The 20,513-nt window shown below is 67.8% G+C and carries 19 protein-coding genes, 1 tRNA gene and 1 riboswitch; of the genes, 10 read left to right on the plus strand and 10 right to left on the minus strand.

From position 1 onward, the window contains the following. Positions 1–16 precede the first annotated feature (16 nt). The 4 genes from L0C60_RS08185 to L0C60_RS08200 are packed head-to-tail and all read left to right on the plus strand — an operon-like array spanning position 17 to position 5,786. A complete protein-coding gene (locus L0C60_RS08185; RefSeq protein WP_234504840.1) occupies positions 17–691 on the plus strand; it encodes a metal-dependent hydrolase in 675 nt (224 codons plus the stop codon). After that, entirely contained in the window at positions 684–1,514 is an 831-nt protein-coding gene (locus tag L0C60_RS08190; protein WP_234504838.1) for a serine/threonine-protein kinase, read from the plus strand. Before L0C60_RS08185 ends, L0C60_RS08190 begins: the two co-directional genes overlap by 8 nt. Next, the gene (locus L0C60_RS08195) at positions 1,514–3,412 is read left to right on the plus strand and encodes an AMP-binding protein (protein WP_234504835.1); all 1,899 of its coding nucleotides are present in this window, start codon (positions 1,514–1,516) and stop codon (positions 3,410–3,412) included. Before L0C60_RS08190 ends, L0C60_RS08195 begins: the two co-directional genes overlap by 1 nt. Next, on the plus strand, positions 3,393–5,786 hold the full coding sequence (locus L0C60_RS08200) for a tetratricopeptide repeat protein (protein ID WP_234504824.1): 2,394 nt from the start codon (positions 3,393–3,395) through the stop codon (positions 5,784–5,786). Before L0C60_RS08195 ends, L0C60_RS08200 begins: the two co-directional genes overlap by 20 nt. On the opposite strand, the gene murJ is transcribed toward L0C60_RS08200, so the two are convergent. The 9 genes from murJ to L0C60_RS08245 all read right to left on the minus strand — a co-directional run bounded on the left by murJ (position 5,734) and on the right by L0C60_RS08245 (position 14,689). Continuing rightward, the gene (gene murJ / locus L0C60_RS08205) at positions 5,734–7,221 is read right to left on the minus strand and encodes a murein biosynthesis integral membrane protein MurJ (protein ID WP_234504820.1); all 1,488 of its coding nucleotides are present in this window, start codon (positions 7,219–7,221) and stop codon (positions 5,734–5,736) included. The two genes, L0C60_RS08200 and murJ, sit on opposite strands and share 53 nt — an antisense overlap. Further along, positions 7,211–8,293, minus strand: a complete 1,083-nt coding sequence (locus tag L0C60_RS08210; RefSeq protein WP_234504818.1) for a PDDEXK family nuclease — start codon at positions 8,291–8,293, stop codon at positions 7,211–7,213. Before L0C60_RS08210 ends, murJ begins: the two co-directional genes overlap by 11 nt. A gap of 30 nt (positions 8,294–8,323) precedes the next feature. Further along, positions 8,324–8,411 (minus strand) — tRNA-Leu (locus tag L0C60_RS08215). An 18-nt stretch (positions 8,412–8,429) separates the two neighbouring features. After that, positions 8,430–9,581, minus strand: a complete 1,152-nt coding sequence (locus L0C60_RS08220) for an LCP family protein (RefSeq protein ID WP_234504816.1) — start codon at positions 9,579–9,581, stop codon at positions 8,430–8,432. 35 nt (positions 9,582–9,616) lie between these two features. After that, complete coding sequence (locus tag L0C60_RS08225; RefSeq protein WP_341474659.1) at positions 9,617–10,963, minus strand: S8 family serine peptidase; 1,347 nt, start codon at positions 10,961–10,963, stop codon at positions 9,617–9,619. 26 nt (positions 10,964–10,989) lie between these two features. Continuing rightward, a complete protein-coding gene (locus L0C60_RS08230) occupies positions 10,990–11,787 on the minus strand; it encodes a helical backbone metal receptor (RefSeq protein WP_234504812.1) in 798 nt (265 codons plus the stop codon). Continuing rightward, positions 11,784–13,022, minus strand: coding sequence for a histidinol dehydrogenase (hisD, locus tag L0C60_RS08235; RefSeq protein WP_234504810.1), 1,239 nt, complete (start codon positions 13,020–13,022; stop codon positions 11,784–11,786). The genes L0C60_RS08230 and hisD overlap by 4 nt, the downstream gene beginning before the upstream one ends. Before the next feature lie 7 nt (positions 13,023–13,029). After that, positions 13,030–13,626, minus strand: a complete 597-nt coding sequence (locus L0C60_RS08240; protein ID WP_234504808.1) for a DUF3108 domain-containing protein — start codon at positions 13,624–13,626, stop codon at positions 13,030–13,032. 4 nt (positions 13,627–13,630) lie between these two features. Beyond that, positions 13,631–14,689: a hypothetical protein gene (locus L0C60_RS08245; RefSeq protein ID WP_234504806.1), complete on the minus strand. Its 1,059-nt coding sequence runs from the start codon at positions 14,687–14,689 to the stop codon at positions 13,631–13,633. Between the two features lie 82 nt (positions 14,690–14,771). Here L0C60_RS08245 and L0C60_RS08250 point away from each other — a divergent pair, with 82 nt between their 5' ends. The 5 genes from L0C60_RS08250 (at position 14,772) to L0C60_RS08270 (ending at position 18,410) form a co-directional block, all read left to right on the plus strand. Beyond that, positions 14,772–15,140, plus strand: a complete 369-nt coding sequence (locus L0C60_RS08250) for a hypothetical protein (RefSeq protein ID WP_039458950.1) — start codon at positions 14,772–14,774, stop codon at positions 15,138–15,140. Beyond that, positions 15,137–15,754 (plus strand): uracil-DNA glycosylase, encoded by a 618-nt coding sequence (locus L0C60_RS08255; protein WP_234504805.1) that lies wholly within the window; start codon positions 15,137–15,139, stop codon positions 15,752–15,754. The genes L0C60_RS08250 and L0C60_RS08255 overlap by 4 nt, the downstream gene beginning before the upstream one ends. Next, positions 15,755–15,879: riboswitch (molybdenum cofactor riboswitch) on the plus strand. After that, positions 15,871–16,737: a molybdate ABC transporter substrate-binding protein gene (gene modA / locus L0C60_RS08260; protein WP_234504802.1), complete on the plus strand. Its 867-nt coding sequence runs from the start codon at positions 15,871–15,873 to the stop codon at positions 16,735–16,737. It overlaps the preceding riboswitch by 9 nt. After that, positions 16,738–17,415, plus strand: coding sequence for a molybdate ABC transporter permease subunit (gene modB / locus L0C60_RS08265; RefSeq protein WP_234504797.1), 678 nt, complete (start codon positions 16,738–16,740; stop codon positions 17,413–17,415). Next, a complete protein-coding gene (locus tag L0C60_RS08270; protein ID WP_234504785.1) occupies positions 17,385–18,410 on the plus strand; it encodes an ABC transporter ATP-binding protein in 1,026 nt (341 codons plus the stop codon). Before modB ends, L0C60_RS08270 begins: the two co-directional genes overlap by 31 nt. Before the next feature lie 445 nt (positions 18,411–18,855). Here the strand turns inward: L0C60_RS08270 and L0C60_RS08275 are convergent, their stop codons facing one another. Continuing rightward, on the minus strand, positions 18,856–19,185 hold the full coding sequence (locus L0C60_RS08275; protein ID WP_234504770.1) for a hypothetical protein: 330 nt from the start codon (positions 19,183–19,185) through the stop codon (positions 18,856–18,858). Between the two features lie 47 nt (positions 19,186–19,232). Between L0C60_RS08275 and hisS the strand changes: the two genes are divergently transcribed. Next, positions 19,233–20,489, plus strand: a complete 1,257-nt coding sequence (hisS, locus tag L0C60_RS08280) for a histidine--tRNA ligase (RefSeq protein ID WP_234504769.1) — start codon at positions 19,233–19,235, stop codon at positions 20,487–20,489. Positions 20,490–20,513: the final 24 nt, after the last annotated feature.

Genomic DNA, 20,513 nt, shown 5'->3' on the forward strand with positions numbered 1-20,513 from the left:
CCTAAAGGAGGTGGCTATGCTGGAAATCCGGTACCTGGGCCACTCGGCGGTCTGGCTTTCCGACGGCAGAACCAAGGTCATCATAGACCCCTTCCTCACGGGCAACCCCCTGGCGGCGGCCTCCGTGGCCGAGGTCCAGGCCGACCTCATCCTGGTGACCCACGCCCACGGGGACCACTTCGGAGACGCCGTGGCCCTTTCCAAGAAGGGCGGGGTGGTGGTCTCCACCTTTGAGATCGCCACCTACGCCGAGAAACACGGGGCCAAGAGCGTCCCCATGAACATCGGGGGCACGTACCGCTTTGAGGGCGGGCGGCTCCAGTGGACCCCCGCCTGGCACTCCTCCAGCTTCCCCGACGGCACCTACGGGGGGATGCCCATGGGGGTCATCCTGGAGCTTGGGGGTAAGCGCATCTACCACGCCGGGGACACCGCCCTCTTCTCGGACATGCGCCTCATCGGGGAAGTGGGCCTGGACCTCGCCTTCTTGCCCATCGGGGACCACTTCACCATGGGGCCCGAGGACGCCCTGAAGGCCCTGGACCTCCTCAAGCCCAAGAAGGTGGTGCCCATCCACTACAACACCTTCCCCCCCATCCAGCAAGACGGGGAAGCCTTCGCCCAAAAGGCCAGGGAGCGGGGCGTGGAGGGGCACGCCCTGAAGCCGGGAGGGGTCTTGGTCCTTGAATAGCCTGAAGCGCAAGGACTTTCGCCTCCTCATGCTCCTGGGCCTGGGCCAGACGGCCCAGGTCTACCTGGCGGAGGCCCCTGGCCTGGGGAAGGTGGCCTTGAAGCTCCCCAAAAAGGAGGTGCGCCAGGACCCCAGGCTTTCCGAGCGCTTCGCCCGGGAGGTGACCTTCTCCCTCTCCCTCAAGCACCCCCACCTGGTGCGGGGGCTGGCGGGGGTGCCCTTGGGGGAGGAGGCCTTCTTGGCCCTGGAGTACCTGGAGGAGGGCACCCTAGAGGAACGCCTCCACCGCGGCCCCCTGCCCCGGGAGGAGGCGGTAAAAGCGCTTTTGCAGGTGGGGGAGGCCCTTTTGTACCTGCACGAGAAGGGCTTTTTGCACCAGGACGTGAAGCCCTCCAACGTCTTCGTCCAGGGGGAGCACTACAAGCTGGGCGACCTCGGCACCCTGCGCCCCTTGGAGGACCCGAGCCCCGAGTACGCCGGAAGCCCCCACTACCTGGCCCCCGAGCTCTTCCTGGGTAGCCGTCCAAGCCCCAAGAGCGAGGCCTACGCCTTCGGGGTCATGGCCTACGAGCTCCTCACCGGCAGGCGCCCCTTCAAGGGGGAAACCCTGGAAGAGCTACGCCAGGCCCACCTCCTCCTGCCCCCACCCCCCACGAGCCTCCCCTCCAGGCTGGACCGGGCCCTGAGGCGCCTCCTCGCCAAGAACCCCGAGGAGCGCCTGGACCTGAAGGCGTTTTTGGATGTGCTCCGCCACCCCCAAGGCCCGCCCACGGAGCCTAAGGAGCCCCCCAAGCCCAAGCGCTTTCCCTTTTGGAGGAAGTGATGGAACCCGTCTGGTACCCAGACCCTAAGGAAGCCCAGAACACCCGGATTTACCGCTTCATGGAGGCCCTGGGCTTCCCGGACTACGAGGCCTTCTACCGCTACAGCGTGGAGGAGGCGGAGGACTTCTACCGCCAGTTCTTCGCCCACCTGGGCATCCCGTGGCGGAGGCCCTACGAAAGGGTTGTAGAAGGGGGCTTCCCCTTCCCCCGCTTTTTCGTGGGGGGAACGCTTAACCTGGTGGACGCCGTCTTCCGCCACCCGGAGGACCGCCTGGCCCTCCTCCACGAGACGGAGGACGGCCAGGTGCGCCCCCTCACCTACGGGGAACTGAGGGCGGAGGTGGCCCGGGTGGCGGCGGGGCTTAAGGCGCTCGGGGTGGGCCGGGGGGAACGGGTGGGGATCTGGATGCCCATGGGCCTCGAGGCGGCCACCCTCCTCCTCGCCACCTGCTGGCTTGGGGCCATCGCCATCCCCATCTTCTCCGGGTACGCCGCCGAGGCCGCCGCCATCCGCCTAAAGGATGCCGAGGCCAGGCTCCTCGCCGTCCAGGACGGCTTCTTCCGGCGGGGAAGAAGGGTGGAGCTTCTAGGAGAGGCCCGGAAAGCCCAGGCCCTTTCGGGCACGGAACGCCTCCTGGTGGTGCGGCGGCTCGGCCTTCCCCTGGAGGGAAGCGAGGCGGACTACGCCCATCTGGGCGGTACGGCCTCCCCCCCGGAGGCGATGGAGAGCATGGACCCCTTCATGCTCATCTACACCTCCGGGACCACGGGCCGGCCCAAGGGCACCGTGCACTACCACGCCGGCTTCCCCCTGAAGGCCGCCTTGGACATGGCCCTCCTCTTTGACCTGCGGGAGGAGGACCGCCTCTTCTGGTTCACGGACCTGGGCTGGATGATGGGGCCTTGGGCCATCCTGGGGGGGCTCATCCTCGGGGGCACGGTCTTCCTCTACGACGGGGCCCCCGACTACCCCGGCCCCGAAAGGCTTTGGCGGATGGTGGAGGCCCACCGCCTCACCCACCTGGGCCTCTCCCCCACCCTGGTGCGGGCCCTCATCCCCTTTGGGGAAGCGCCCATCAAAGCCCACGAACTCTCCTCCCTAAGGGTCTTGGGCTCCACGGGGGAGCCCTGGAACCTGGAGCCCTACCTCTGGTTCTTCCGGGTGGTGGGGGAGGAGAAGCGGCCCATCGTCAACTACTCCGGGGGCACGGAGATCTCGGGGGGCATCCTGGGGAACGTCCTCCTAAGGCCCATCAAGCCCATGGGGTTCAACACCGCCGTACCCGGGATGAAGGCCGCCGTCCTGGACGAGACGGGAAGGCCGGTGAAGGGCCAGGTGGGGGAACTCGCCGTCCTCGCCCCCTGGCCTGGCATGACCAAAGGCTTCTGGCGGGACGAGGCCCGTTACCTGGACACCTACTTCGCCAAGGTGCCCGGCGTCTGGGTCCACGGGGACTTCGCCCTCCTGGACGAGGAGGGGCACTACTTCATCCTGGGGCGGAGCGACGATACCCTGAAGGTGGCGGGCAAGCGGGTAGGCCCGGCGGAGGTGGAGACGGCGGCCCTAAACCACCCCGCCCTCAAGGAGGCGGCCGCCATCGGGGTGCCCCACCCCGTGAAGGGGGAGGCCATCGTCCTCTTCGCCGTGCTCAAACCCGGCATCGCCCCAGACCCGGAGCTGGCGGAGGCGGTGGCGGAGAAGGTGGCCGAGGCCTTGGGCAAGCCCCTCAAGCCCGAACGGGTTCTTTTCGTCCCCGACCTCCCCAAAACCCGGAACGCCAAGGTCATGCGCCGGGTGGTGCGGGCCGCCTACCTGGGCCAGGACCCCGGGGACCTCTCCGCCCTGGAAAACCCCGAGGCGGTGGAGGCCATTCGCCGTGCGGCGCAGGGCGGCTAAGCTCCTCCTCTTCCTGGGCCTTGCCCTGGCCCAACCCCTGGAGGAGGGCCGCACCCTCTACGCCCGGGGGGAGATGGCCGCCGCCTTGGAGGCGCTTTCCCCTCTCCTCCAGGACCACGACCCCCCGGAAGAAGCGCTCCTCCTTGCCGGCTTCGCCCAGTACCGGCTCGGCCGCTTCCAGGAGGCCCTTTTCACCTTTAGCCGCCTGGTGGGCCTCCTGAAGGGGGGAGGCGAGGCCCTTTACGGCTTTGGGTTGGCCCTTCGCGCCCTAGGGGACCTGGAAGGGGCGCGAAGCGCCCTCCTCGCCGCCTCCCGCCAGGGCTACAAGGAGGCGGAAGCCCTCCTCAAGACCCTGCCCCCACCCCCACCCCCAAGCCCCAAGGCCCGCAAGGCCCCCCCTCCCTTCGCCGCCCGGGAAGGGCGCTTCTTTGTGGCGGGCAAGCCCTTCCGGGTGCGGGGGGTGAACCTAGGGGTAGCCCTCCCCGGCGGCTTCCCCGCCGAGTTCCCCGAGGAGGAGGCGCTTTACCGGGCCTGGCTGGAACTCCTCTCCGCCATGGGGGCCAACGCCGTGCGCACCTACACCCTGCTCCCGCCCGCCTTCTACCGCGCCCTCCTCCACCACAACCGCCTCCACGAAGACCGCCCCCTCTACCTCTTCCAAGGGGTCTGGACGGAGCTTCCCGAGGAGGAGGGGTATCCCGACTGGGAAGGCCCCTTCCTGGAGAAGTTCCTCCTGGAGGGGCGGGAGGTCCTGGACGCCCTCCACGGCAACCTCCGCCGCCCCCCACGCCCGGGCCACGCCCACGGGGACTACACCGCCGACGTATCCCCCTGGACCCTGGGCCTCCTGGTGGGGCGGGAGTTTGAGCCCTACTCCGTGGCGGCCTACAACCGGAGGCACCCCGGGAGAACCTACCGGGGTCGCTTCCTGGAAGCCCTCCCCGGGGCAAGCCCCTTTGAGACCTACCTGGCCGAGGTCTTGGACCGGCTCGCCGTCTACGAGTGGGAAACCTACGGGACGGTGCGGCCCCTTTCCGTTTCCAACTGGCCCACCCTGGACCCCCTCCACCATCCCACGGAAAGCACCCGGGAGGAGGAGGCGGCCCTGAGGCGGGCTCGAGGCGAAAGGGTACCGGAAGAAGGGGTGGTCCGGGAGTTCAACAACGACGAAGTAAGCCTGGATATGGCCAAAATCCGCCCCCTTCCCGGTAGCCCCGTCACCACCTTCGCCAACTACCACGCCTACCCCTACTACCCTGACTTCATGAACCTAGACCCCTCCTACGCGCAAAGCCAAGGGCCCTTTGGCCCATCCCGGTACCACGGCTACCTAAAGGCGCTCCGCCAACACCACGGAGACCAACCCGTCCTCATTGGGGAAATCGGTCTCCCCACCAGCCGGGGCATCGCCCACTTCAATCCCGAGGGCCGGCACCACGGCGGCCATTCGGAAGAAGCCCAGGCGGAGGGCCTACTCCGCCTCCTTGAGGAGGCAGAAGCCGCCGGAATGGCAGGCACTTTGGTCTTCGCCCTTATGGACGAGTGGTTCAAGCGCAACTGGCTCTTTATGGAGTGGGAGGCCTCCGAACGCGACCCCTTCTGGCACAACCTCCTGGACCCCGAGGAGAACTACGGCCTCCTCGCCGCCACCGCCAAGGGGGGCTTCCGCTTGGACGGCAAAGGGGAAGAGTGGGAGGGTGTGCCCTTTTTGCTCCGGGAGGAGGGACGCTTCCTAAAAGCCCACGCCGATGCGGAGTACCTCTGGCTCCTCTACCGGGGGCCCCTACCCTTGCGCCTTTACCTGGATACGGTGCCCGGGGGCGTGGGGGTGGCGGAGGGGTTTGGGGCGGAGTTCTTCCTGGAGGTGGGCGCCGAAGGGAGAAGGCTCCTCGTGGAGAAAGGCTACTATCCCTTTGAGGAAAGGGACTTGGGGCGTAACGGAACCGAGTTTCTCCTCTTCCGGGGCCCCACCAAGCCCGGGGAGGGCCCCTTCGTCCCCTTCCTCCTGGAGCCCAACCGCCGCCGCACGGGCCGGGACGGCACCGACTACCCCAGGGTGGTCTACGAGCTTGGCCGCCTCAAAGAGGGCCAGGACCCCCCGGGGGCGCGGGACCCCACGGCGGACTACGCCTTGGGGGAAGGAGGCCTCCTGGAACTCCGCCTCCCCTGGGGCATGCTCCTCGTGGCCGACCCAAGCCAGCGCCTGGCTTGGTATGCCCCCGAGCCCCTTCCCATAGCGGGCATCGGGCTTCTTTTGCCCGGGGGAAAGCCCATCCGCTTTACCTGGCCCACCTGGGAGGAGCCCGCCTTCGCCCTAAGGCTCAAGCCCCTCTATTTCCGGCTGAAAGAAGCCTGGCAAGGGCTTCCCGAATAGGCAGGCCCAATAGGCTCCCCACCAGGACGAACACCCCAACCCCCGCCGCCCCGCCCAGGACCAAGGACCCAAAGGCGGCCAAGGGGTTTTCCGCCCGGACCCAGACCCCAAGGCCTAGGCCGGGCAGTGCGGCCAAAAGCCCCGCCAGGTAAGCCTTTCCCAAATAGCGGGGCAAAGCCCCAACCCTCACCCCCTCCCGGGCGAGGAGCCGGAGGTAGAGGGCCAAGCCGAGCCACCCCGCCAAGGCCGTGGCCAGGTTGAGGAGGAAAAGCCCGGCGTCCCTAAGGAGCCAGTAGCCCAAGGTATTGGCCAGGAAGACCAAGGCGCTCGCCCCCACCGCCTCCCGCACCCGTCCTAAGGCGTAGAGGCCCCGGAGCAAGAAGGTGTTCACCCCCCAAGGGAGCACCGCCAGGCCCATGGCGGAGAGGACCTGGGCGCTATAGGCCCGGTTTTCCGGGGTAAGGGGGCCGAAGAGGCCAAAGAGGAGGACCACGACGAAGGGAGCCAACCCCACCAAAAGCCCACCCGCCAAGGAAAGGAGCAGGGCGAAGCGGCGGATGGGGGCTTCCAGGAAGCGGGCGAGCTCTTTTCCCTTCAGGGCGCTCATCCGGGGGAAGTAGGCGATGGCCGGGCTCGTGGCCAGGAGGCCCAGGGCCATCTGGAAGACCACCTCGGCGTTGTAAAACCCCGTGACCGCCGCCGGGGGGTAGCGGGTGAGGATGTTGGTGAGGACGAGGTTCAGGAACTGCCGCAAGGAGGTGGTGAAGGCGAAGGGCCCCATGCGGAGAAGCGCCGTGCCCAGGGCGGGGTGCCAGCGCCACTCCAGGCGGAGCCCCTTCAGGAAGGGAAGCTGGATGGCGGCCTGCAAAAGCCCACCGAGGGCCACGGAAAGGCCCAGGAAGGTGGGGTTCCCAGGGAAGAGGGCCATGAGGCCGATGGCCGCCAGGTTGAAGGCGATGGGGCCTAGGGCATAAGGGAGGAAGCGCTCGTCCGCCTGCAATAGGGCGGAGAAGAGGGCGGCCATGGAGATACCCAGGAGGAAGGGGAGGAGGAGCCGGGTGAGGTAGACCACCTGTTGGAAGGCCCCTTCCTCCCTCAGGTGGCTACCTTCCGCCACCAAAAGCTCCACCACGAAGGGGGCGAGGAGGTAGCCCAGGCCCAGGACGAGGAGGTTCACCCCGAGGAGGAAGGCGGCGAAGCGGCGGGCGAAGGCCTGGGCCTCTTCCGGGGGCAGGCTTTTCAGGATTGGAATGAGGGCGTTTTGCACCGCCCCCTCGGCCAAGAGCTCCCGGAGGAGGTTCGGCACCCGGTAGGCCACGTTGAAGGCGTCCTTGAGGGCATCGGGGTAAAGGGCGTTGAAGACCGCCTGGCGCAGGAGGCCCAAGACCCTCGAGGCCAAGGTGCCCCCCATGACCAGGAGGACCTTACGCAGCATTGCCCTCCAGGACCTCCTGGAACGCCTCCACGAAGTTCGCCTGGTTCACCACGGTAAGGCCATGAAGGGCGGAAAGCTCCTTGGCCCGCCCCTTATCCATGCCCAGAAGGACCAGGAAGCTTTCCCGGGCGGAAAGGCCCAGAACCTTTTTGAGCCCGGCGTACTTGGCGATGTGGGCCTGGAAGTCCCCCGTCTTGGCCTCAAACCAATAGACCCGGTCCCCCACCCGCACCAACACGTCCAGCTCCATGGCGTCCCCGCCCGGCAGGGTCACCTGGTAGCCCATCGCCACCTCGTGGGGCAGGTTCTTGGAGCGGAGGAACTTCCTAAGCCGCTCGGCCACGTAGCGCTCCAGCCAACCCCCCGTGAGGAAGTTCTGCACAAAGCCCTCGGTGCTGGCCTTGGCCCGGATGCGCCTTTCCTCGCTCTTGTAGTGGTAGCTGGTGAGGAAGGCGTACTGCTTGAGCATGGTGCAGAACTGGGTGGAGTTGGCGATCTCCTCCTGGCTCGCCTCCGCCAAGGAGAGCTCAAACTGGCGCTTGGTGGAAAGGCTTTGTTTCAGGCGCTCGTAAAGCTTCTCTAGGCTAGGGTAGCGGTCGCCCAGGAAGAGGGAAAGCCTTGTGAGGACCTTCTCCTTCTCCTCATCCTCTTGGGGCTTTTTCACCACCTGGATGCCCAGACCCCTAAGCCACTCCTCTATGGAGGCGAACTTCTTCGCCCGAGCGGGCTCCTGGGGCCTGGGCGCCTCTTGGGGCTTGGGGAGTTCTTTGGGAGGCGGGGGCTCCTTGAGGAGACGCCACATCTCCCCGGCCAGGGCGAAGAAGCGGGCCCGCACGGGGTCTTCGGCCCCCTCGAGGCCAGGGGGCGTGAGGCCCGAACGCAAGGCCTCCAGAAGCCACGCCTCCAAGGCCTCCCGCAGGGCTTCCCGGGCGGCCTCGAGGTGGGAGGCCTCCACCTTTAGGCCAAGCTCTGGGAGCTCCGCCACGAAACGCCCCGGCCCCAGGAGGTCGTACCTGGCCTGGGCCATGGTCCTTTCCAAAAAGCGGGTGAGAACGCCCACGAGCCCTAGCATAAAGGAAGGCCCCGGAACCGGGGCCAGACGTGGTGCCGGGGACGGGACTCGAACCCGTACGGGGGTAACCCCCCAGCGGATTTTAAGTCCGCAGCGTCTACCGTTCCGCCACCCCGGCGGGCGAGCTCCATCCTACTCAAAAGGAGGCGTCCCCGCCAAGCCGCAAGGTGAGGTCCGCCCCCAAGACCGCCTCCCCCGAGATCCGGTAAGGCACCCCGAGCTCCTCGGAAAGGGCCTTCGCCAGGAGGCCAGGCCCGTTTTCCAGCACCTCGGTGCGGGAAGGGGCCAGGTCTATGGGGTGGAGGAGCACCCTAAGGCCCAGGGCGTGAAGCCGCTCCCGCGCCCTTTCCGCCAGGGCCTCCTGCCCAGGCCCGTAGACCACGGCCACGAGCTTCCCCGAAAGCGAAGCCTCCCCCCCTTCCCCCTTCCCGGCGAAGTAGAGGGCGAGGAGCTCGGCCAAGGCTTCCCGGTCCACCTGCCAACCTCCCCCGCCGAAGCGCCCCGGAAGGAGGAGGCTCACGAGCTCGGGGCGCTTCATGGTGAAGCCGAGGATGGCCCCCCGTTCCTTTCGGGTGAGGTCGGTCTGCACGTAAGGCTCCACCGCCGCCACCACCCGCGGGAGGCGAAGGAGCCCTTTGGGGGAAAGGACTTCCTCCTTTACGGCGTGGAAGAAGGCCTGTTGCCGCTGGATGCGCCCGATGTCCCCCAGGGCGTCCTTGCGGAAGCGCAGGTACCCTTCCGCCTGTGCCCCGTTTAGCACCTGGCAACCCGGCTCCAGGTCAATGGAAAGGCCTGCGGCGCTATCCCGGTAGCGCATGGGCTTCTCCACGCACACCCGCACCCCCCCCAGGGCGTCCACCGCCCTCCGCAGGGCCTCGGTGCTCACCACCACGTAGCGCTCCGCCCGCACCCCCGTGAGGGCCGCCACCGCCTCCTTCATGAGCCCGGGCCCCCCCAAGGGGCTATAGGCGTTCACCTTGTGCCACCCGTAGCCGGGCAGGCTCACCCAGGTATCCCGGGGAATGGAAAGGACCACCACCCGCCCCGCCCAAGGGTCCAGGCGGACCAGGAGGATGGCGTCCGCCAGGCCCCGGAAGCGCTCGGGGGCCCTCTTGTGGTAGCCCGAGTACTCTGGGCTAGAGCCATAGACGAGAAGCGTGAGGGGCTCCCTTAGGCCCTCCGGGGAGGGCAACGCCCCCTGGCGCACCGCGGGCCCCAAAAGGGGGTAGGCCCAAAGGCCTAGGGCCAATAGGAGGGCGAGAAGGCCAAGGAGGAAGAAGCGCCGCACAGAGGGCTAGTGTACACCCCCGTGGGTGAGGCGGATTAGGGGAAGCAATGGGTGGCGTCCGCCATCACCCGGTCCGCCCGCACCAGGCCGAAGCCGTAACCTGTGTCGTGCCCCTGGGGCCCCAAGTCTTCTGCTGTCTGGATCAGGCATTGCTCCACCTGATCTGGCCTAGGCCAATCCCCGTGCGCTGCCCGATAGGCGCTCATGTAAAGGGCTGCCACACCCGCCACCATGGGGCTAGCGAAGGAGGTGCCAGAAAGCGTGTCGGACTCACCACCCGGGAAGAGGACGTGCACCCCCTTCCCGGGGGTCACAAGGTCCAGCTCCGGCCCGCAGTTGGAAAAGGTGGCCTTGTTCTTGCTGTTATCCACGGCACCCACAGCGATAACCGAGGGAGAGGCCGCAGGGTACCGTATCCAATCCGTCCCATCGTTGCCCGCTGCCGCCACCAGGACTACACCCTGGCTTCTAGCGTTTCGCAGCGAATTTTCCAGTACGCTATCGGAAGCGGGCCCACCCAGTGAAAGGTTGATGACTTTTGCCCCTAGGTTTACCGCCAAGTCTACCGCTTGCCTGACCGTGGCAGTAGTCATCTGCCCATCGCTAGAGCGGGCCACCTTAAGGGGAAGAACCTTGCCCTTCCACGTGACGCCCGCCATGTCTAAAGCATTATTGGTTGCTGCTCCAAGAACCGAAGCTACTGCCAAGCCGTGACCTCTTTCATTTGATGAAGGTATGTCATCCGTAGGGTCCTGGTCATCATCAGCCACGTCCAGGTTGAAACCTTGAGGGAGATACCACCTACCTTCCATATCCGGGTGAGGGAGGTACCCCGTATCCACCACGGCGATAATCAGGCTGGGGTCCCCTGTGCTCCTCCCCCAGGCGGACTCGAGGCCCATGAGGTTGTTGAGTTGGGGGCGTTGTTCGCTGCGATACAACGGATCGTTGGGAACAGAGGGGGCAGATATCTGAAGGGGTTCATAGATATAGTTCGGCTGCACCCACCGGGCTCCTGCCCGCAAGAGTGCCTCCGCCTTCACCCGCTCCTGCCCTGGGGAAACCCGGACCCGCAAAACCCCTCCCCGAAGGGCTTCCAAAGGTTCCACACCCGCCACCTGGGCCGTAAGGCTCTGGGGAGCAACGCCATCCGTGAGCACCAAAAGCTCCCCTGGGACATGGGGGTAGCTAAAGTCGGCAAGGCCCCGAGGCGTCTCCCGCACTCCCAAGCTTTGGGTGGCCAGGGTCTGGGTCGTAGCCCGGGGCGTGCAGGTGGTCGCCTGTGGTGGAGGCGGGGGTGGGGGACTTTGCACGCAAGCGCCCAAGAGAAGCAAGGACAAGGCTAAACCGCTCCTTAAGGTAAGCCCCTTCATGCCCCTCATCCTACCCCCGCTCTGCTGCCGTTGCCTTAAGCCTGCCCTAAGGTTTCCTCCACCCGACTCGCCAACTTTTCCAAGAAATCAAAGAACATGGGCCCGTAGTGGGCGAGCTCGTCCCCGTCCGTGGCCGCCACGGGGAAGGTCCAGCCCCGCGCCTCGGCCAGGGCCTTGGCCTTGGCCAAGGGGTTCTTCCCCCAGGGCTTGGGCTCATAGAGGAAGAGGTCAGGCTTCCTCCGGGCCACCTCCTCCAGGTCGGGGGCGAAGTAGGCCTGGGGCACGTCCAGGAAGATGGGCTCTAGCCCCAGGTGGAGGAGGGCCTGGGCGATGTAGCTCCCCCGGCCCACGGTGATGGGCCCGCCCAGGTCCATCTCAAAGTAGACCCTCAGGCGAAACCGGCCCCTAAGGGCGGCGTAGCGCTCGGCCAGGCGGTGGGCAAGCCCCGTGGCCTCGGCCTCGAGGCCCAAGAGGTGCCCCAAGGTGGAGAGATTTTCCAGGATGCCGTAGGGGCTCGTGGGGAGGGGCACGGCGTAGACGGGAAAGCCCTCCTCCTTAAGCCTCAGGGCCTGCTCCCGCTGCACCCCCGTGGAGAGGAGGACCAGGTCGGGCTTAAGGCTCCTCAGGAGCTCCAGGCGGGTCTTGGTGTAGGAGGCCACCACGGGCAGGGAGAGGACCTGGGCCGGGCGGTGGCAGAAGGCGCTCCGGCCCACGAGCCTATCCCCCACCCCCAGGGCGAAAAGGGCGTCCGTGAGGTTCGGGGCCAGGCTCACGATGCGCCCGAAATGGTCGGGAAGGTCCACGGGTCCCAAAAGCTCGTGAAAAAGCCTCATCGCCTCAGGTCCAAGGAGCGGGCGTGGCCCTCCAAGCCCTCCGCCCGGGCGAGCACCGCCCCCTTGGCGGCAAGCTCCTTCACCGCCCTATCCCCTAAGCCCACCACAGGGATGACCTTCAGGAAGTCCCGCACGCTAAGGCCCCCTTGGAAGCGGGCGGTGCCCGAGGTGGGCATTACGTGGCTGGGCCCGGCGATGTAGTCCCCTAGGGCCTCGGGGCTTCCCTCCCCCAGGAAGACCCCCCCGGCGTTTTGCACCTTCCCTAGCCAAGGAAGGGGGTCGGCCAAGGCCAGGCAGAGGTGCTCGGGGGCGTAGAGGTTAGCGAGCGCAAAGGCTTCCTCCAGGTCCCGGGTGAGGACAAGCCCCCCCCGCTCCAGGGCCCTCTTGGCGATCTCCGCCCGGGGAAGCTCGGAAAGCTGCCGGTAAAGCTCCGCCTCCACCTTTTCCAAAAGGGCCAGGTCCGGGGAAAGGAGCCAGGGCTCGGAATCGGGCCCGTGCTCCGCCTGGGCCAAGAGGTCGGCGGCGAGGAGCTTGGGCGAGGCGGAGCCATCCGCCACCACCAGGGTTTCCGTGGGGCCTGCCAGGCCATCCAGGCCCACCACCCCGTAGACCAGGCGCTTGGCCGCCACCACGTAGGCGTTCCCCGGGCCCACGATCTTGTCCACCCGGGGTATGCGCCCCGTGCCGTAGGCCATGGCGGCGATGGCCTGGGCCCCGCCCATGGCGAAAAGCCGGTCCGCCCCCGCCACCCAGGCGGCGGCCAGGACCCCGGGGTGCACCCGGGGCGGGCTCGCCACCAAGACCTCCGCCACCCCCGCCACCTTGGCGGGCACCACGGCCATGAGGAGGCTGGAGAGGAGGGGGGCGCTCCCCCCGGGGACGTACACCCCCACCCGGGTAAGGGGCCGCACCAGCTGGCCCAAGACCCCCGCTTCCTCGGCCTTCAGAAACCCCCCCCGGGCCTCCTCCCGGTAGAAGGCCTCAATCCGCTCTTTGGCGGTTTCCAAGGCGTCCCGGAGGTCCGGGTCCAGGTCATCGTAGGCCTCCCGCCAGGCCTTCTTGGGGATCTCCTCCACGGGGTAGCCGTCCAGGTCCAGGCTCAGGCGGTCCAGGGCGGCATCCCCCTCCTCCCGAACCGCATGGAGGATGCCCCGGACGATCTCCTCCACCGTGGGGTCAAAGGATAACCCCCGGCGGGCGAAGCGCTCCCTCACCTCCTCAGCGCGGTAAATCATGCCTCCACTATACCCAGCGGCGGCGCTTCCTCACCTCTTCCACGCCTTCCAGCACCGCCTCAAACACGTGGTCGCCCACCTGCTGGGCCATCCGCACGGGCAAGCCCTCCTCCAGCTCCACCAGGCTCAGGCCCGGGCGCAGGCGGTAGTGTTGGCGAAGCCGCCCCTCCACCTCGAGGTCCGAAAGCCGCTCCACGTACGCCCTACCCCCCGGCATGGGGAAGCGGGCCACCTCCCCGGGCAGAAGGGATAGCCGGGGCAGGTAGAGGACCAGGGAAAGGGGGTCGTGGTAGGGGGTGAGGTAGGGCAAGGCCAGGCTCTCCTTGCCCTGGCTCACCAGGACCACCCCCTCCTCCTCCAGGCGCTCCACGGTGAAGACCCTGGCCTCCCGCGCCTCCACCCGTTCGGCGAAGTAGCGGGAGTAGCCCTCGGGGTCCGTTTCCGTCTGCCAGCGAAGCCGGACCTTGGGCAGGGGAAGGAGAAGCTCGGCGGTCAGGGTGGCCCGCACGCCCCCTTCCCCCGGGCGCACCTCCAAGCGCCCTTCCCCAGCGGGCTCCCCGGCGAAGAAATAGCGGTAGCGGTAAAGGGCGGGGCGCTCGGTCATGGCCTTAGCGTACCTTGATGGTGAGGGGTGGGCCAGGCACCTCCAGGAGGTAGTCCACGGGGTCCCGGCCCGGGACCCGGATGCGCAGGCGGTAGACGCCCTTCTGGTCAAACTCCACCCGGCCCGGCGCCGTTAGGAGGAGCTGGCCTGTGGGCAGGCGGGAGCCTGGGGGGGCCTCGAGGAGGAAGACCTCCGCCTTTTCCGTGGGGGGGTCGGTGCGGAACTCCATCACGTATGCCCCCCCTGAACCCCCGCGGGGAAGCAAGAGGATAACCCCTCCAAGAAGCCCCAAGGCCAAAAGCAAGAGGAGGAGAACCCCCCTCCGGGAAGGGGAAGCGGGCTTGGGTTCCACCACGGGGAAGGAGGGAAGCTCGGGCTCCTCTATGCGGATCACCTTAGGGCGGCTTGGGGGAGGCTCTGGCGGGCCCTCTCCCGCCCCGTCCACCTTGGGCGCCGCTTCCTCTACTTCTTGGGGCTCCACGGGAAGGCGCTTGCGGCCTGGAGCCTCCGGCTCGGGCAGGGGCGCAGGGGGTGGGATGGACCCCTCTTCCCAAAGGGCCTCTAGCCCCACCTCTTTCCGCTCAAGCCGCTCCAGGGTGTCCCGCAAGGGGAACTCGGCGTAGCGCTCGCCCAAAAGCGCCCGGGCCAGGGCCACCAAGGCCCCTTCCGGCTCCCCCGCCAAGGCCTCCATGCCCGCCCCCGCTAACCAGATGCGCTTGCCCTTCACTAAGAAAAGCTCCGGGGGTGGGGCAAGCCAAAATCCCTTGGCCTTTAAGGTGAGGAGGAGCGCCGCCACCTCCTTAAGCCAGTGCGCCGCCCGCTCCGGGTCCGCCACCCCCAGGTACTGGGCGAGGGGCACCGCCCCTATGGGCCACTCCAGGACCCAGGCCTCGGGAAGAACCTGCAAAACCGGAAGAAGCCCCTCCCCCTCCAGGGGCTTGCCCTGCGCCCCTTGGAGAACCATCACCGGCATGCCGGTGCGGGTGTCTTGGCCCTCGTAAACGGTAATGGCTCCAATACGGGCGAGAATGCGCCTTAGCCAATATGCGCCCAAAACCTCCATCCCCCCAAGTATACGCACCCCCCCATGAGGAGGCTTATAATCTGCCAAAGAAGGCCGGGCCTTTGGCCGGAAAGGAGCGGGGATGGAGTTCAAGATCACGCTGACCACGGAGGAGATCGTTCGGGGCTTGAAGCACTACCGCCGCATCGCCAAGCAGGATGTCCTCCGGGCGCCGGAAACGCCCAACCCGGAGGTCTTCCGCCGCCACGCCGAGGCGCGCCGCGAGGTCTACGCCAAGCTGGCGGAGGTGGCGGAGGCCGAGGGGCCCGAGGCGGTGGTCCAGTACGCCCTGGAGCTCTACAAGTCCCTGCCCTTCGTCACCGGCACCCCGGAGGACGCCTATCCGGAAATCAAGGGCCAGGAGAACGCCTTGGAAAACTTCTTCCTCATGATCGGCCTGGACCCCAAGATCCGCCGGGAAGCCCGCAAGGCCCGTAAGTCCCTGCAATGACCCTGGAACTCCTGAGGGCCCAGGCCCAGACCTGCACCGCCTGCCGCCTGGCGGAGGGCCGCACCCAGGTGGTTTTCGGCGAGGGCAACCCCGACGCCCAGCTCATGATCGTGGGGGAAGGCCCGGGGGAGGAGGAGGACAAGACGGGCCGCCCCTTCGTGGGCAAGGCGGGGCAACTCTTAAACCGCATCCTCGAGGCCGCCGGCATCCGCCGGGAGGAGATCTACATCACCAACATCGTCAAGTGCCGCCCCCCGGGAAACCGCACCCCCCTGCCCGACGAGGCCAAGATCTGCACGGACAAGTGGCTTTTGAAGCAGATTGAACTCATCGCCCCCCAGATCATCGTCCCCTTGGGGGCGGTGGCGGCGGAGTTCTTCCTTGGGGAAAAGGTTTCCATCACCAAGGTGCGGGGCAAGTGGTACGAGTGGCATGGCATCCGGGTCTTCCCCATGTTCCACCCCGCCTACCTCCTTAGGAACCCAAGCCGCGCCCCCGGAAGCCCCAAGCACCTCACCTGGCTGGACATCCAGGAGGTGAAGCGGGCCCTGGACGCCCTCCCTCCCAAGGAGCGCCGGCAGATCAAGGCGGTGAGCCAAGAGCCCTTGCTATAGAATGGACGCCGCCTCCGAGCCCGGATAGACCCTCAGGGCCTTCCGGGCCGGGCCTTTGGGCCCCGGGGTGGCGGGGGCAACCCCGCCGCCTGCCGCGGTGGCAAAGGAGGTAATCCATGCGCTTCTGGATTTGGTTCCCCTTTGTCCTGATGGGCGCCCTGGCCCAAAGCGTGCGGGTGGTGGCGGCGAGCGACCTGACCTACGCCCTAGGGGAACTCGCCCGTACCTTTGAGGCGCGCCACCCGGGAACGGAGGTCCTCCTCACCTTCGGCTCCTCGGGAAAACTTTACGCCCAGCTTGCCCAGGGCCTCGAGGCGGACCTCTTCTTCTCGGCGGAAAGCCTTTACCCCAAGCTCCTGGAGGAGAAGGGCCTGGCGGAGCCCGGCACCCAGCGCCTCTACGCCCTCGGCCGCCTTGCCCTCTGGCTGGACCGGCGGCTCGGCCTAAAGCCCAAACCCGAGGCCCTGAAAGACCCGAAGGTTACCCAGCTCGCCCTGGCCAACCCCATCCACGCTCCTTACGGCCGAGCCGCCCTCACCCTTCTTGAGCGCTACGGCCTCCTTCGGCGCAAGGACCTGACCCTACCCGGGATCTCCAAACCCTTCCGGGCCCTTTCCTGGGCGGAGATCCCTTGGGAACGCCTTACCCAAGGGGTGGAGGCCTACTGGGACACCGCCCCCTTGGCCCAAGGCAAACCCCACTTCCGGTTCGTCTACGGGGAAAACATCGCCCATACCGCCCAGCTCGCCCTGTCCGCCACGGGGGCGGGGATCTTGGCCCTGCCCCTGGTCCTCCACGAAAGCCTCTCCGGCCCCGGGGTGTACTGGGTGCCCCCCTGGGGAAGCCACCTGGCCCTGGAGCAGAGCTACGTAATCCTCAAAGGTAGGGCCAGGCCCGAGGTCCTGGCCTTTCACCGCTTCGTGGGAAGCCAAGAGGGTAGGGCTATCCTAAGGCGCTACGGCTTCCTGCTTCCCGGAGAGTAGATGCCCGAGCCCGAGTTCTTCCTCGCCCTCCGCCTCTCCCTCCTGGTGGCCTCCTTGAGCGCAGGGCTTCTCCTCCTTTTGGGAACCCCCCTCGCCTGGCTCCTCGCCTTCCGCGACTTCCCGGGAAAAGCCCTGTTGGAGGCGGTCTTCCTCCTCCCCCTCGTCCTACCCCCCACGGTCCTCGGCTTCTACCTCCTCCTCTTCCTGGGGCCCGAGGGGCCTTGGACCAAGCTCATCGGGGTTTCCTGGGCCTTCCGCCTGGAGGGGCTTCTCTTCGCCAGCGTCCTCTTTAGCCTCCCCTTCGCCCTCACCGCCTACCGGGAAGCCTTCTTGAGCCTGGACCGGAGCCTCCTGGAGGTGGCCCGCACCCTGGGGGTGCCCCGGCTAAAGGTCTACGCCCGGGTGGTCTTCCCCCTGGTCTGGCCCGGCCTCCTCTCGGGCACCCTCCTGGCCTTCGCCCACACCCTGGGGGAGTTCGGGGTGGTGCTCATGGTGGGGGGGTCCATCCCCGGGAAAACCCAGATGGTGAGCATCTACCTCTACGACCTGGTCCAGGCCCTGCGCTTCGCCGAGGCGGCCAAAGCCTCCCTCTTCCTCCTCCTCCTTAGCCTCCTCATCCTGCTTGGGGTGCGGCTTCTGGAAAGGAGGTGGCGGGCGTGGAGGTCCACTACCGGATAAGGCGCCCCGTGGCCCTGGAGGTGCGCTTCCGCATCCGGGGCTTCACCCTCCTCCTCGGGCGAAGCGGCGTGGGCAAGACCACCCTCCTCAAGGCCCTGGCGGGCCTCCTCCCCGCCGAGGGCACGCCCTATGGGGGCCTCCCCCCAGAGAAGCGGCCCATCGGCTACCTGCCCCAAGACCTGGCCCTTTTTCCTCACATGGCCGCCTGGGAGAACGTGGCCTTTCCCCTAAAGGGAAAGGAGGCTAAGGCCAAGGCTTTTGCCCTCCTGGAGCGGGTGGGGCTTTTGGCCCACGCCCACAAGCGCCCCAGCGCCCTCTCCGGCGGGCAGAAGCAGCGGGTGGCCCTGGCCCGGGCCCTGGCGCGCAACCCCGAGCTCCTCCTCCTGGACGAGCCCACGAGCGCCCTGGACCCCCTCACCAAGGACCAGGTGGTGGCGGAGCTCATCGCCCTCATCCGCCAAGAAGGCCTCCCCGCCCTGGCGGTGAGCCACGACCCCACCTTGGCGGGGCTGGCGGACTGGCTCGTGGTGCTGGGGCGGAAGGGGGTGCTCCAGGAGGGCCCCCCGGAAGGGGTCATGGCCGCCCCCGAAAGGGTGGAGGTGGCCCGGCTTCTCGGCTACCAAAACCTTTTCCCCGCCCGGGTGGGGGAAGGGGGCGTGGTGGTGAAAGGCGTCCCGCTAAAGCTTCCCCTTCCCCCCTGGGCCCGGCCCGGGGAGCTGGTTTGGCTTGGGGTGCGGGCGGAGGAGGTCATGGTGGTGCGGGAAGACCGCCCGCCCCCCCAAGAGAACGTGCTGGAGGGCGTTCTAGAAAGCCTTCACCCCCAGGGCCTGGCCTACCGGGGGCGCTTTCTTGGGCCCATACCCCTGGTGCTCCTCCTTCCTCGGCACGTGCAGGAAAGGCTCCGCCTCGAGCCCGGCAAGCGAATCCGGGTGGCCCTGAAGCCCCGTTACCTGCACCTGATGCCGGGCGAGGCGGAGGAGGTCCTGGAGGGCTAGGCCGAACTTGTGGCGCAAGCCCTTCAGGTAAAACCGGGCCCTATGGGGGGGAATGCCGAGGGCCTCCGCCAGGGCCTTCGCTTCCGGGGCCACCCCTTGGCCCAAAACCCCAAGGGCCGCCCTCTCCCCCGGCAAAAGCGCAAGGCCCAAGCGCCCCCTAAGCCCCTCCAGCAGGGTGCTCGGCCGGTCCTGACGGGTGAGGAAGGCGCAACGCCTCGGGTCATAGGCCCGAAGGCCCCCGGGCGTGGGCCAGAGGAAAACCTCCCCTTGCGCCAGGTGCTCCAGGTCCGCCAGCGCTAACCCATCTCCCCTGTTCCAGGAAACCCGCCAACCCGCTTTGCCAAGCGCCCCCGCCACCAAGGCGTAAAGCGCCAGGTTTTGCGTGAACACCACCACCCGCATCCATCCCCCCTTTTTGTCCGAGGTCCTAAGGCCGCACGTCCGCTTAAGCCCGGCAGAAGGGGGGCGCCCGGGGGCTCAGGACCTGGGGAAGGGGGGCGGGGTAGCCCGGTAGCCGCGCGGGCCGCACCCGGCCCACCGCCAGGGGGCGGGGCGGGGCAGGGGCTTCCACCACCGGGCCGCCCGGGGCCACCTGGAGGCCGCAGAGGGGGGAGTGCTCCACCACCGCCTCTTCCCCAGGGGCCTGGCAGAGGTCGCCCCGCAACCCCGGGTTCTGCAGCTGCATGAGGTAAAGCTGCAGGGCCACCCCGGTGGAGGCGGCGAGGGTGAGGAGGACGTAGAGCAGGGCTAACAACCCCCTCCCCTTCCCGGTCATGAGAAGAGGATAGCACCCAAGGCTCCTACCCCGTAAAGTGGAAGGGTATGGCCGTCCGGGGCACCAAGGACCTTTTCGGCAAGGAGCTTCGGCTCCACCAGCACATCGTGGCCACCGCCCGGCGGGTCCTCGAGGCGGCGGGGGCCATGGAGCTCATCACCCCCGTCTTTGAGGAAACCCAGGTGTTTGAAAAGGGGGTAGGGGCCGCCACGGACATCGTGCGCAAGGAGATGTTCACCTTCCAAGACCGGGGCGGGCGCTCCCTCACCCTGCGCCCCGAGGGCACCGCCGCCATGGTGCGGGCCTATCTGGAGCACGGGATGAAGGTCTGGCCCCAGCCCGTGCGGCTTTGGATGGCAGGCCCCATGTTCCGGGCGGAAAGGCCCCAGAAAGGGCGCTACCGCCAGTTCCACCAGGTGAACTACGAGGCCCTGGGCTCGGAAAGCCCCATCCTGGACGCCGAAGCCGTGGTGCTCCTCTACGAAAGCCTCAAGGAGCTGGGCCTAAGGCGCCTTTCCGTGAAGCTCTCCTCCGTAGGGGATCCGGAGGACCGGGCCCGGTACAACGCCTACCTGCGGGAGGTCTTGGGGCCCTATCGGGATGCGCTTTCCGAGGACTCCCAGGAGCGGCTTGACCTCAACCCCATGCGCATCCTGGACTCCAAGGACGAGAAGGACCAGGCCCTTTTGCGGGAGCTCAAGGTGCGGCCCATGCTGGACTTCCTGGGGGAGGAGGCCTTGGCCCACCTGAAGGCGGTGGAACGCCACCTAAACCGGCTTGGCGTGCCCTACGAGCTAGAGCCCGCCTTGGTGCGGGGCCTGGACTACTACGTGCGCACCGCCTTTGAGGTGCACCACGAGGAGATCGGGGCCCAGTCCGCCCTGGGGGGCGGGGGGCGGTACGATGGGCTTTCCGAGCTCCTCGGGGGGCCAAGGGTGCCGGGGGTGGGCTTCGCCTTCGGCGTGGAGCGGGTGGCCCTGGCCCTCGAGGCGGAGGGCTTCGGCCTGCCCGAGGGAAAGGGCCCCGACCTCTACCTCATCCCCCTCACGGAGGAGGCGGTGGCCGAGGCCTTCTACCTGGCGGAGCGCCTGCGGCCCAGGCTCCGGGTGGAGTACGCCCTAAGCCCCAAGAAACCGGGCAAGGGGGTGGAGGAGGCCCTGAAGCGGAACGCTGCCTTCGCCGGCTTCCTGGGCGAGGACGAGCTTAGGGCGGGAGAGGTAACCCTAAAGCGCCTTGCCACCGGGGAACAGGTGCGGCTTCCCCAGACGGAAGCCCTCGGTTTCCTCCTTTCCGCCTTAGCGTGAGGACTTGGTAAGCTTGGGGGGATT

Source organism: Thermus hydrothermalis (assembly GCF_022760925.1).
In the GTDB taxonomy this organism is placed as follows: Bacteria; Deinococcota; Deinococci; order Deinococcales; family Thermaceae; genus Thermus; species Thermus hydrothermalis.